Here is an 11,930-nt window from a genome sequence, read left to right as displayed (position 1 = left end):
GACGGGCCGTGCTCCGCAACACGGCTCCCGGCGGGCCGGGCGCCGAAACGTCCCGTTACGTCATGCTCTTCACGGGCCTCCGCGCGCCCGGCTGCAACAAGCTGACGGTGTCTTTTCGGCCCTTGCCGGGGCGTGGTGGCCGGTTCCCGGCGGGCCGGGTTCGCAGACCGGAATCCGGCGCGGGAACGGAATCCGGGCGCGGGACCGGAATCCGGGGGCGGGCGCCGAAACCCCGGGGGGCGTGTCGCGGGCCGGGGACAGCGCGACGCCCGCGGGTCGCGCGGGTCGGCGCGGTGCGCGGGCGTCGGAGCGGTGCGGCCGTCGGGCCGGCGGGTCCTACCTGGAGAGCCCCGCCTTCGAGCAGGCGGTCTTGAACGCGGCCGTGCAGATGTCCGACAGCTCGTAGATGCCGTCGGCGAGGACGGTCTCCTTGATGTTGTCCTGGGTCAGGGCGACCACGGGGACGAGCAGGGACGGGATGTCCTTGTTCGTCGGGCTGTCGACCTGGTCCTGGGTGAGCGAGTCGAAGCGGATGTCCTTGCCCTGCACCTTCGCGACGGCCATCTCGGCGGCGCTCTCGGCCTCCTGCGGGTAGGACTTGTAGACGCTCATGTACTGCTCGCCGGTCACGATGCGCTGGACGGCGTCCAGTTCGGCGTCCTGGCCGGTGATGGGCGGCAGCTTGGTGACGCCCTCGGCCTCCAGGGCCTTGATGACGCCGCCCGCCATGCCGTCGTTGGCCGAGTAGACGCCCTTGATGTTGCCCGCGCCGACGGCCCGGATCGCCTGCGCCATGTTGGCCTGGGCGTTCTCCGGCTTCCAGTCCTTGGTGTCGAAGGTCTGGGCGATGACCACGGTGCCCTTGAGCTCGGAGAGGGCACCCGCCTTGAACTGCTTGGCGTTGGGGTCGGTGGGCGAGCCGTTCATCATGACGATCTTGTCGGAGGACTTGACCGCCGGGCCCATCGCCTCCAGCAGGGAGCGGCCCTGCACCTCGCCCACGAGTTCGTTGTCGAAGGAGACGTACGCGTCGATCGGCCCCTCGGCCAGGCGGTCGTAGGCGATGACCGGGATGCCGGCGGCCTTCGCCTTCTTCACGCCGCCGGCTATCGCCGCGGAGTCGACGGCGTCGAGCAGGATCACGTCGACCCGGTCGTCGATCATCTGCTGGAGCTGGCTCTCCTGCTTCTTCGCGTCCGCCTCGGCGTTGCGGTAGACGACCTTGCCCTCGCCGCTGGTGAGACTCGTCACCTTCGCCTTGATGATGGGGTAGTCGAACTTGTCGTACCGCGTGTTGGAGGTCTCCGGGAGCAGCAGCCCCACGGTGACGTCGTTGCCCTTGGTCGGGCTCGCCCCGCCGCTGTCGCTGCTGACGCCCAGTGCCCCGCACGCGGCCAGCGAGAGGGTCATCGTGGACGTCGCGGCCACGGCGAGGGCGGTGCGGCGCAGGGGGCGCAAGGGACGCATAGGGGAGCTCACTTCTGGTGCCTTCGGACACGGGCGCGCCATTACGCCCAGATGACTGAAAAGCCAACGCGGCGACGCCCCTCAGCGTCAAGCCGAAGCACTTAACGAGTGCGCAACACTACGCTCCGCTGATCATGTAAAGACCTTGCGGAACTTCGCAGAGCACCCGTTACGGTCCCTCCACCGAACCCTGCCCGGTGTTCCGGTAGAGATCCGCACATCCAACGCCTTTCCACCCAAGCCCTGTTCGCTCACAAGACCGAACGAACCCGGCCAGTTCTCGCGGGCCGCGGACGGCCCGGCGGACCGGGTGCGGACCGGGTGCGGGGCGGCCTGCCCGCACGCGTGCGAAGGGGCCCGGAGTTGCCTCCGGGCCCCTTCGCACAGCTGAGGACGTGTCAGTCCTTGGCCTTCTTCGGCTTCGGCCGCCACACCACCAGCGCGCTGGTCTGCTGGACCTCCTGGTAGGGCACCAGGTCGCGGCGGTACGACGCGTGCACCGCCGCCTCGCGCTGCTGCATCGCCGCCGCCGCGCCGTCCAGGGCCGCCTCCATCTCGGCGACCCGGGACTGGAGCGCGACGACCTGGTTCTCCAGTTCGATGATGCGCTTGATGCCGGCGAGGTTGATTCCCTCGTCCTGCGACAACTGCTGCACCTGGCGGAGCAGTTCGATGTCACGGGCCGAGTAGCGGCGCCCGCGGCCCGCCGTGCGGTCGGGCGAGACGAGGCCGAGACGGTCGTACTGGCGCAACGTCTGCGGATGCAGACCGGAGAGCTGGGCCGCCACCGAGATGACGTAGACCGGGGTCTCCTCGGTGAGCTGGTACGGGTTGCGCCGACGACCGTCCATCTCGATCAAGCTCCCTTCGCGGCCTGGAACAGCTCCGCGCGCGGGTCCTCACCCGCGCTCGCCTCGCGATACGCCTCCAGTGCGTCACGAGCCTTCCCCGTCACGTCCTTCGGGACACTCACCTCGACGGTGACCAGCAGGTCTCCGCGGGTGCCGTCCTTGCGCACCGCGCCCTTGCCCCGCGCCCGCATGGTGCGGCCGTTGGGCGTGCCGGGCGGCAGCTTCAGCGTGACCGCCGGGCCGCCGAGCGTGGGGACCTTGACCTCGCCGCCGAGGGCCGCCTCCGTGAAGGTCACGGGGACGGTCACCGTGAGGTTGTCGTCCTTGCGCCCGAACACCGGGTGCGCGGCGACGTGCACGGTGACGTACAGATCGCCCGCCGGGCCGCCGCGCTCACCGGGCGCGCCCTTGCCGCGCAGCCTGATGCGCTGGCCGTCCGCGACCCCCGCGGGGATGCGGACCTGCATCGTCCGGGAGGACTTGGCACGTCCGCTGCCCTTGCAGTCCGGGCAGGGCTCCTCGGCGATCAGGCCGCGCCCCTTGCAGTCGGGGCAGGGGTCGGTCAGCGAGAAGCCGCCGCCCGAGCCCCGGGCCACCTGGCCGGTGCCGACGCAGGTCGGGCACACCCGGGGCGTGCCGTTCTTGTCGCCGGTGCCGGCGCACGCCTTGCACGGGGACTGCGAGGACATCCGCAGCGGGACCGTCGCGCCCTCGATCGCCTCGGTGAAGCTGAGGCTGACCTCGGTGTCGATGTCCTGGCCGCGCCGCGGCTGGGTCCGGGTGGTGCCGGTGCCGCCGCGGTTGAACAGGCCCCCGAAGACGTCCCCGAGCCCGCCGCCGAAGCCCCCGGCGCCGGCCTGGCCGCCGCCCTGGGCGCCGCCTCCGAAGAGGTCGCCCAGGTCGAAGTTGAACGAGCCGCCGCCCGCGCCCGGCCCCGGGCGGAACCCGCCGTTGCCGAACAGGGCGCGCGCCTCGTCGTACTCCTTGCGCTTCTTGGGGTCGCCGAGGACGTCGTTCGCCTCGGAGATCTCCTTGAAGCGCTCCTCGGCCTTGGCGTTGTTCTTGTTGGCGTCCGGGTGGTTCTCGCGGGCGAGCTTGCGGTACGCCTTCTTGATCTCGGCCTCGGTGGCGTCCTTGGGGACGCCGAGGACCTTGTAGTAGTCCTTCTCGATGAAGTCCTTGGTGCTCATCCTCGACGCACCCCCTTCCGGTGGTTCCTCGTCGGTGCGACGTCAGCCCTCGTCCGGGCCACCGCTCTCCTTGTCGTCGGGCGCCTCGGCCGCCTCGGCAGCCTCGTCGGCCTTGGCGGCCTGCGCGCCCGGCTGGGGCTCGGCGACCGCCACCCGCGCGGGGCGGATGGTGCGCTCGCCGAAGCGATACCCCGGCTGCAGGATCGCGACGCAGGTCGTCTCGGTGACGTCCGGCGCGTAGGAGTGCATCAGCGCCTCGTGGATCGTCGGGTCGAAGGGCTCGCCCTCCTTGCCGAACTGCTGAAGACCCATCTTGGCGGCGACGGTCTCCAGCGACTCCGCGACGGACTTGAAGCCGCCGACGAGTTCGCCGTGCTCCCGCGCGCGGCCGATGTCGTCGAGCACGGGCAGGAGCTCGGTCAGGAGGCTCGCGACGGCGATCTCCTTGACCGTGATCCGGTCGCGCTCCACACGGCGGCGGTAGTTCTGGTACTCGGCCTGGAGGCGCTGGAGGTCCGCGGTGCGCTCACCGAGCGCGGTGCGCACCTGGTCCAGCTGGGCCACCAGGGCAGCGTCTGCAGTTCCGTCCCCGGCCGGGGACGCCCCCTCCTCGGGGGCGGCCTTCGGCTCGGCGTCGTCGGAGGCCGCGCCGGAGGGGACGTCGGGCTTCTCGTCGAAGCCCGGGGTCTCCTCCGTCATTACGCGACACCGTCCTTGCGCTCGTCGTCGACGATCTCGGCGTCCACGACGTCGTCGTCGGCCCTGGCGCCGCCCGGGGCGGCACCCTCGGCGCCGGCGGCCTGTCCGGCCTGGGCGTCGGCGTACATGGCCTGGCCGACCTTCTGGGAGACCGCGGCGACCTTCTCGGTGGCCGTGCGGATCTCGGCGGTGTCCTCGCCCTTGAGCGCGGCCTTCAGCTCCTCGACGGCGGACTCGACCTCGGTCCTGACCTCGCCGGGGACCTTGTCCTCGTTGTCCTTGAGGAACTTCTCCGTCTGGTAGACGAGCTGCTCGCCCTGGTTGCGGGACTCGGCGGCCTCGCGGCGGGCGTGGTCCTCCTCCGCGTACTTCTCGGCCTCTTCGCGCATCCGGTTGACCTCGTCCCTCGGCAGCGAGGAGCCGCCGGTGACGGTCATCTTCTGCTCCTTGCCCGTGCCGAGGTCCTTCGCGGTCACGTGCATGATGCCGTTGGCGTCGATGTCGAAGGCGACCTCGATCTGCGGGACGCCGCGCGGGGCGGGCGGCAGGCCGGTCAGCTCGAACATCCCGAGCTTCTTGTTGTACGCCGCGATCTCGCGCTCGCCCTGGTAGACCTGGATCTGCACGGAGGGCTGGTTGTCCTCGGCCGTCGTGAAGATCTCGGACCGCTTGGTCGGGATCGTGGTGTTGCGCTCGATGAGCTTGGTCATGATGCCGCCCTTGGTCTCGATGCCGAGGGACAGCGGGGTCACGTCGAGGAGCAGGACGTCCTTGACCTCACCCTTGAGGACACCGGCCTGGAGGGCGGCGCCGATGGCGACGACCTCGTCCGGGTTGACGCCCTTGTTGGCGTCCTTGCCGCCGGTCAGCTCGCGCACGAGCTCGGCCACGGCCGGCATACGGGTGGAGCCGCCGACGAGGACGACGTGGTCGATCTCGTTGATGGAGACGCCGGCGTCCTTCATGACGTTGAAGAACGGGGTCTTGCAGCGCTCCAGCAGGTCGGCCGTCAGCTGCTGGAACTGAGCCCGGGTGAGCTTCTCGTCCAGGTGCAGCGGGCCCTCGGCGGAGGCGGTGATGTAGGGCAGGTTGATCGAGGTCTCGGTGGACGAGGACAGCTCGATCTTGGCCTTCTCGGCGGCCTCGCGCAGACGCTGCAGCGCCATCTTGTCCTTGGCGAGGTCCACGCCGTGACCGGACTTGAACTGCTGCACCAGGTAGTCGACGACGCGCTGGTCCCAGTCGTCGCCACCGAGGTGGTTGTCGCCGTTGGTGGCCTTCACCTCGACGACGCCGTCGCCGATCTCCAGCAGGGACACGTCGAAGGTGCCGCCGCCGAGGTCGAAGACGAGGATCGTCTGGTCGTCCTTGTCGAGGCCGTAGGCGAGGGCGGCCGCGGTGGGCTCGTTGACGATGCGCAGGACGTTGAGGCCCGCGATCTCACCGGCCTCCTTCGTCGCCTGGCGCTCGGAGTCGTTGAAGTACGCCGGGACGGTGATGACCGCGTCGGTCACCTTCTCGCCCAGGTAGGACTCCGCGTCCCGCTTCAGCTTCTGCAGGATGAACGCGGACATCTGCTGCGGGTTGAAGGGCTTGCCGTCGAGCTCGACCTTCCAGTCGGTGCCCATGTGGCGCTTCACGGAGCGGATGGTCCGGTCCACGTTGGTGACCGCCTGGCGCTTGGCGACCTCGCCCACCAGCACCTCACCGTTCTTCGCGAAGGCGACGACGGACGGCGTGGTCCTGGCACCCTCGGCGTTGGTGATGACGGTGGGCTCGCCGCCCTCCAGAACGCTGACGACGGAGTTAGTCGTGCCCAGGTCGATGCCGACCGCACGTGCCATGGTGAATCCTCCAGCTGACTTGAGTGGAACGGACTCAAGTGTGCACGACAGCCGGCGATGGGTCAACAGAGCTGAGTCGCCTCCACTCAACTCTTATCCGTTCCTTACGCGCAATGAGCCTCCCACCTGCGACGACGCGGTACGCCCGGAGGCGTGCGGGGAGTCCTGCACCGGCACACGAGGGTGACGCCGAGGCCCGTAGGGCTTGATGTGCAGCAGGGCGAACACGGCGAGCAGCGCGCCCGCACCGACCCACAGCGCGCCCGTGGCCGCCAGCCGGCCGAGCTGCACCAGGACGGCGACGAGCACCCCCGGGAAGGCGGCGACACCCAGCAGGACGGTGGCGCCCTGGGCGGTGAGTCCGGTGCGGCGCAGCCGGTGGGCGAGGTGGTCGGGCCCGCGCCGCAGCAGCGGGCGCCCCGCGAGCCGGCGCGAGAGGGCCACCAGGACGACGTCGGTGGTGGCGAGCGCGGTGAGGGCGTAGAGGACGCCCGCGCTCGGCGCGGGATCGTGCCCCGCGCGCGCGGTCACGGCCGAGGAGGCCAGCAGGAACCCGACGAACAGGGACCCGCTCGCCCCGAGCCCGATCCGCGCGGGCGGCCAGTTCAGCAGGAGGAAGCCGGTGAGCGCGGCGGCCAGCACGCTCAGCAGCACGGCGAGTTCGTCCATCACCTCCGCCGCCGCGCAGACGCCGGCCCCGAAGGCGGTGAGCACCCCGACCGTGCCGGCCAGGCCGTCGGCGTGGTCCAGCGCCTTGAAGCCGACGGACACCAGGACGATCAGGCCGATGGCGGGCAGCGCGAGCAGGAAGCCGGTGTCGGCGTACGGCACGACGCAGGCCGCGGCCACCGCCGTACCGCCGGCCAGGAACCGCGCCTTGACCCGCCGCACGTCGGCGATCAGCCCGAGGGCGGCGACGGCGCCCGCGGCGATCAGCAGGCGCTCGGTCTCGGGGCTCAGCGGGGCGTGCCCGGTCCACTCCCCGGCCGCCGCGACCAGGCATGTCACGAGGGCCACGGCCACGCCGCCGAGCAGCGGCAGCGGCCGCCGGCAGCGGCGGTCGAGCACGCCGAGGCGCAGGGCGAGCGGACGGAGGAGCGCCGCGACGAGCGCGGCGAGGACGAGTGCGGCGGTGGCGGCGGCGATCCCGTAAAACACGGGCCTAGATTAGTGCCGTATATACCAATTACCGATGAATAACACGATCTGTTCTTAAGGCAAGCCTCAGCGACTCAGATCACCTCGCGGCTGACTACAGTGCGACAGAGGATGCGGGTACTCTCTGAGGACCGCATAAGTTACCGCTTAGTAATGTCGAGACCCCTCTCGACCACCCTCGCAGGCCCGAGGAGCCCCGAAATGCAACTCGCCGCGATCATCGTGTCGCTGGTGCTGACCGTGGTCGGCGTAGCGCTGCTCGCGCGCGCCATCGGCCAGTTCGTCCGCTATTTCAAGCTCGGCCAGCCGGTGCCGGCCGGCAGCCGGACCGACAACCCCTACGCCCGCAGCGTGACGCTGGTGCGGGAGTTCCTCGGCCACACGCGGATGAACCGCTGGGGCATCGTCGGCGTCGCCCACTGGTTCGTGGCGGTCGGCTTCCTGACCCTGCCGCCGACCCTCGCCCAGGCGTTCGGCCAGCTCTTCCAGGCGAACTGGACCCTCCCGGTCCTCGGCGGCTTCCTGCCGTTCGAGCTGTACATCGAGTTCATCGGCGTCATGACGATCCTGGGCATCGCGGTGCTCATCGCGATCCGCCTGCTCAGCCTGCCCTCGCGCCCCGGCCGCAAGTCGCGCTTCGCGGGCTCCAAGTCCGGCCAGGCGTACTTCGTCGAGTACGTCATCCTCACCATCGGCCTCGCGATCTACGTGCTGCGCGGCCTGGAGGGTGCGATCCACGGCGTGGAGCAGTACGAGGCCACGTACTTCGCCTCGTATCCGCTGGTCCTGGCCTTCAAGGGGCTGAGCGTCGGCGTCCTCCAGAACCTCATCTACTTCACCGCCATGGTGAAGATCAGCACCTCGTTCATCTGGATGATCGTGGTCTCGCTGAACACCAACATGGGGGTGGCCTGGCACCGCTTCCTGGCGTTCCCGAACATCTGGTTCAAGCGGGACGCCGACGGCGGGACCGCGCTCGGCGCCCTGCTGCCGATGACCTCGGGCGGCAGGCCGATCGACTTCACCGACCCCGGTGACGACGACGTCTTCGGCGTCTCCCAGGTCGAGCAGTTCTCCTGGAAGGGCCTGCTGGACTTCTCCACCTGCACCGAGTGCGGCCGCTGCCAGTCGCAGTGCCCGGCCTGGAACACCGGCAAGCCCCTCTCCCCCAAGCTGCTGGTCATGTCGCTGCGCGACCACGCGCACGCCAAGGCCCCCTACCTGCTGGCGGGCGGCGGCAAGACGGCGGAGGGCGAGGAGAAGGGCTCCGAGGAGCAGCTGAAGGACGTCCCCGCCGCCGCCCTCGCCGAGGCCGGGCGCCCGCTGATCGGCACCGCCGAGGAGAACGGCGTCATCGACCCGGACGTCCTGTGGTCCTGCACCACCTGCGGCGCCTGCGTCGAGCAGTGCCCGGTGGACATCGAGCACATCGACCACATCGTCGACATGCGCCGCTACCAGGTGATGATCGAGAGCGCGTTCCCGTCCGAGGCGGGCACCATGCTCAAGAACCTGGAGAAGAAGGGCAACCCCTGGGGCCTGGCGAAGAAGCAGCGCCTGGAGTGGCTCAAGGAGGTCGACTTCGAGGTCCCGGTCGTGGGCCGGGACATCGAGGACCTGACCGAGGTCGAGTACCTGTACTGGGTGGGCTGCGCCGGCTCCCTGGAGGACCGGGCGAAGAAGACCACCAGGGCCTTCGCCGAGCTGCTGCACATGGCGGGCGTGAAGTTCGCGATCATGGGCGGCGACGAGAAGTGCACCGGCGACTCCGCCCGCCGCCTCGGCAACGAGCCCCTGTTCCAGGAGCTCGGCATGGAGAACGTCATGGCGCTGAACACGGCGTTCGGCGAGGAGACCGACGACGAGGGCAACGTCGTGCCCGAGTCGCGCAAGCCGAAGTCCGCCAAGAAGATCGTCGCCACCTGCCCGCACTGCCTGAACACCATCGGCAACGAGTACCCGCAGATCGGCGGCGACTACGAGGTCGTCCACCACACCCAGCTGCTCCAGCGCCTGGTCGACGAGGGCAGGCTGGTCCCGGTCACCCCGGTCGAGGGCATCATCACGTACCACGACCCGTGCTACCTGGGCCGCCACAACAAGATCTACACGCCGCCGCGCGAGATCATCGCCAGCGTCCCCGGCATCCGCAACGAGGAGATGCACCGCCACAAGGAGCGCGGCTTCTGCTGCGGCGCCGGCGGCGCGCGGATGTGGATGGAGGAGCGGATCGGCAAGCGCATCAACAACGAGCGCGTCGACGAGGCCCTGTCGCTCAACCCCGACATCGTGTCCACGGCCTGCCCGTTCTGCCTGGTCATGCTCACGGACTCGGTGAACGGCAAGAAGAACGACGGCAAGGCCAAGGAGTCCGTCCAGGTCGTCGACGTCGCCCAGCTGCTGCTGGAGTCGGTCAAGGCACCCGCCGCGGACGGCGAACCGCCGGCCGGTGAGGCCGACGCGGAGAGCGCTGCGGAGCCCGCCCCGGCGAAGTGACGGACCCCGAACCGCAGACGCCCCCTGTCCCGCGCGGGACAGGGGGCGCCGTCGTGGGGCAGGCTGGAGGGCAGCGACACCTCGGAAAGGACCATCGCGTGATCATCTTCGGCACCAAGGGCTACCTGTACCAGCTCGCGATACTCACGCTGGTGTGCGGCCGGTGCGGCAACCCCGCCGCGCACACCCTGCGCAAGCGCGTCACCAAGTTCACTCTGTTCTTCGTGCCGCTGTTCCCCGTCTCCACCAAGTACGCGACGCAGTGCACCTTCTGCGGCGCCGAGCAGCACGTGGGCGGGGAGCAGGCCGGCCAGCTCCAGGCGCAGGCCGCCGCCGGGGGCCCCGGCGGTCAGCAGCCGTACGGACAGCCTCAGCAGCCGTACCGGTCCTGACCGGGCGGAGCCGGTGACTCCGGAACCCCCGGCGACGGCCTACGTCTTGGGCTGCTTGGAGCCGTTCACGGCGTCGGCCGCGTGCCGGGGGCCGGGCCGGGTGGAGAACTGGCCGATGAGCTCACGGAAGCAGACCAGGGCGGTGATGGGCGGGATGCCGACGACCACCATCGCCAGCAGGGAGTCGGCCGACTGCCCGATGCACAGCGCCACGGCGGTGCCCGAGGAGATCAGCATGACCGCCCAGGACCGGCGCGCGGTACGGCGCTGGACCGACGCCCGCAGGATCGACAGCCCCGCCAGCATCCACGGCCCGTAGACCGTCAGCGGCCACCAGTGGGCCAGGTCGGGCGAGACGACGAGCAGCGCGATCGTCCGCAGCTGGTCGTACGAGTACGAGATGGACCAGGTGAGCATCGTCACCGCGCACAGGGTGATGAGGGTGACCAGGAACGAGACGGTGAGGAACCGCGGGTTGCGGGTGAGCGAGTGCGCGCCCGGCTGCGGGCGCCTGCGGTGCACCGGGCGCGGCGCCGGCCGCTCCGGCTCCCGCCGGTGGGCGACGGGCTCCGGGGTCCGCGGGGTCCCCAGCATCTGCGCCAGTTCCTCGTCGAGGTCCCACCCCTCCGGTGACATCACCGGATCGGGGACCTGCCAGAGGTTCTGCATGTCGAGCTGCTGTGTGTAAGGAGACGGCCCGTCCACCGCCTCGTAGTCCATCCTCATTTCTGGAACGTCTCCCCTTCGAACGCGGCCCGGAGATATTCGCGCTCCATCCGGCTGATCGTCTTCAGGAAGTCCTCCAGCAGATCGGAGCAGTATGTGACGCTCTGCGCAGCGGTCTGATCAGCTGCCTGACGCGCACCGAAGGAGTACACCCCAGCTGCGTGTTTTTCCTGCCAAGTCACGCTCCGCATAACGAGTGTCGGACCGCAGCGGACATCTGGCATTCGGGGGAATATGCGTCAACGGTGATTATCGGGAATACGGGAACATCCGAAGGTCCCTTTCCGGAACCGGAATACCCGCCGCTCCGGAGGCGCGTACGCCCGCCGCCCCGCTCAGCCGGCCGCGTCCTCCTCGGACGCGCGCGCCGCGGGCACCTGGTGCAGATGGGCGAAGACGCGCTCGGCGTAGTCCTCGCAGGCCGCCGTGCAGCCGCGCAGCCGCTCGCCCGCCTCCGCCGCCTCGGGGGCGCGGAAGACGTCACGGGCCGTCAGATCGCGGTGCCAGCGCCGCAGCCGCTCCAGCGACTGCTCGTCCTCCTCCAGTTCGGCCAGGGTGAACCCGGCGACGCGGATGCCCTTGGCCAGCTCCTCCTCGAACTTGCCGCAGTCCGCGAGGAACACGGCCCAGTCCGCGGACCGGGCGGCCGTGAACAGCGCCCGCAGCCGCGCCGCGTCCTGGGCGCCGCGCCCGGCCGCCGCCAGCGACACCGCCTCGCCCCCGGCCCGCTCGGTCAGCTCCAGCGTGCGCACGATCCCGTCCGCGAACACCGGCACGTCCGGTACGGCCCACACGCCCTGCCCCAGCGACAGCGCGCCCATCCTCCGCAGCTCGCGCCAGACGGCGAGCCGGTGCCGGGAGGGACCGGCCGGCAGCGTGATGGCGAGGACGGTCCAGCGCGTCGCGTCGCGCGCGTCGCCGTCGTGCGCGGCGGTGGGTGATGCGGTCACGCTCGCGAATGTAACCGCAGGCGGGCCCGCCGGGGCGGGACCGGCGCGGGGAGTCGCGCGGGCCGGTCGCGCTCGGCGCCGGGTGCGGCCCGCCGTACGGCCGCCGAGGGGCCCGTGGCCCGCCGGCGCCCCCTCAGTCCCCGACCCCGCCGCCCGG

Annotated in this window: 11 protein-coding genes; 2 read left to right on the top strand and 9 right to left on the bottom strand. The window is 70.6% G+C overall.

Annotation, left to right across the window (positions count from 1 at the left end; genetic code table 11):
* Positions 1-336 precede the first annotated feature (336 nt).
* The 6 genes from SZN_RS16835 to SZN_RS16810 all read right to left on the bottom strand — a co-directional run bounded on the left by SZN_RS16835 (position 337) and on the right by SZN_RS16810 (position 7,209).
* Entirely contained in the window at positions 337-1,467 is a 1,131-nt protein-coding gene (locus SZN_RS16835) for a sugar ABC transporter substrate-binding protein (RefSeq protein WP_007496514.1), read from the bottom strand.
* A gap of 398 nt (positions 1,468-1,865) precedes the next feature.
* The gene (locus SZN_RS16830) at positions 1,866-2,318 is read right to left on the bottom strand and encodes a heat shock protein transcriptional repressor HspR (RefSeq protein WP_007496512.1); all 453 of its coding nucleotides are present in this window, start codon (positions 2,316-2,318) and stop codon (positions 1,866-1,868) included.
* A gap of 5 nt (positions 2,319-2,323) precedes the next feature.
* Positions 2,324-3,508 (bottom strand): molecular chaperone DnaJ, encoded by a 1,185-nt coding sequence (dnaJ, locus tag SZN_RS16825; RefSeq protein WP_007496510.1) that lies wholly within the window; start codon positions 3,506-3,508, stop codon positions 2,324-2,326.
* A gap of 42 nt (positions 3,509-3,550) precedes the next feature.
* Complete coding sequence (gene grpE, locus SZN_RS16820) at positions 3,551-4,207, bottom strand: nucleotide exchange factor GrpE (RefSeq protein ID WP_007496508.1); 657 nt, start codon at positions 4,205-4,207, stop codon at positions 3,551-3,553.
* Positions 4,207-6,051, bottom strand: a complete 1,845-nt coding sequence (gene dnaK, locus SZN_RS16815; protein WP_007496505.1) for a molecular chaperone DnaK — start codon at positions 6,049-6,051, stop codon at positions 4,207-4,209. The genes grpE and dnaK overlap by 1 nt, the downstream gene beginning before the upstream one ends.
* Positions 6,052-6,144: 93 nt before the next feature.
* Positions 6,145-7,209 (bottom strand): MraY family glycosyltransferase, encoded by a 1,065-nt coding sequence (locus SZN_RS16810; RefSeq protein ID WP_007496504.1) that lies wholly within the window; start codon positions 7,207-7,209, stop codon positions 6,145-6,147.
* A gap of 201 nt (positions 7,210-7,410) precedes the next feature.
* Here SZN_RS16810 and SZN_RS16805 point away from each other — a divergent pair, with 201 nt between their 5' ends.
* Together SZN_RS16805 and SZN_RS16800 are read left to right on the top strand one after the other, a co-directional pair.
* Positions 7,411-9,705 (top strand): (Fe-S)-binding protein, encoded by a 2,295-nt coding sequence (locus tag SZN_RS16805; RefSeq protein WP_007496501.1) that lies wholly within the window; start codon positions 7,411-7,413, stop codon positions 9,703-9,705.
* Between the two features lie 98 nt (positions 9,706-9,803).
* A complete protein-coding gene (locus tag SZN_RS16800) occupies positions 9,804-10,097 on the top strand; it encodes a zinc-ribbon domain-containing protein (RefSeq protein WP_007496499.1) in 294 nt (97 codons plus the stop codon).
* Positions 10,098-10,136: 39 nt separating this feature from the next.
* Here SZN_RS16800 and SZN_RS16795 read toward each other — a convergent pair whose 3' ends face one another.
* The 3 genes from SZN_RS16795 to SZN_RS16790 form a co-directional block, all read right to left on the bottom strand.
* Positions 10,137-10,823, bottom strand: coding sequence for a DUF2637 domain-containing protein (locus tag SZN_RS16795; RefSeq protein WP_244313371.1), 687 nt, complete (start codon positions 10,821-10,823; stop codon positions 10,137-10,139).
* Entirely contained in the window at positions 10,820-11,005 is a 186-nt protein-coding gene (locus SZN_RS40935) for a hypothetical protein (RefSeq protein WP_139063558.1), read from the bottom strand. Before SZN_RS40935 ends, SZN_RS16795 begins: the two co-directional genes overlap by 4 nt.
* A 153-nt stretch (positions 11,006-11,158) precedes the next feature.
* A complete protein-coding gene (locus SZN_RS16790) occupies positions 11,159-11,773 on the bottom strand; it encodes a Chromate resistance protein ChrB (protein WP_007496494.1) in 615 nt (204 codons plus the stop codon).
* Positions 11,774-11,930 lie beyond the last annotated feature (157 nt).

Source organism: Streptomyces zinciresistens K42, from assembly GCF_000225525.1.
In the GTDB taxonomy this organism is placed as follows: Bacteria; Actinomycetota; Actinomycetes; order Streptomycetales; family Streptomycetaceae; genus Streptomyces; species Streptomyces zinciresistens.
This window is presented reverse-complemented; position numbering and strand designations above follow the sequence as displayed.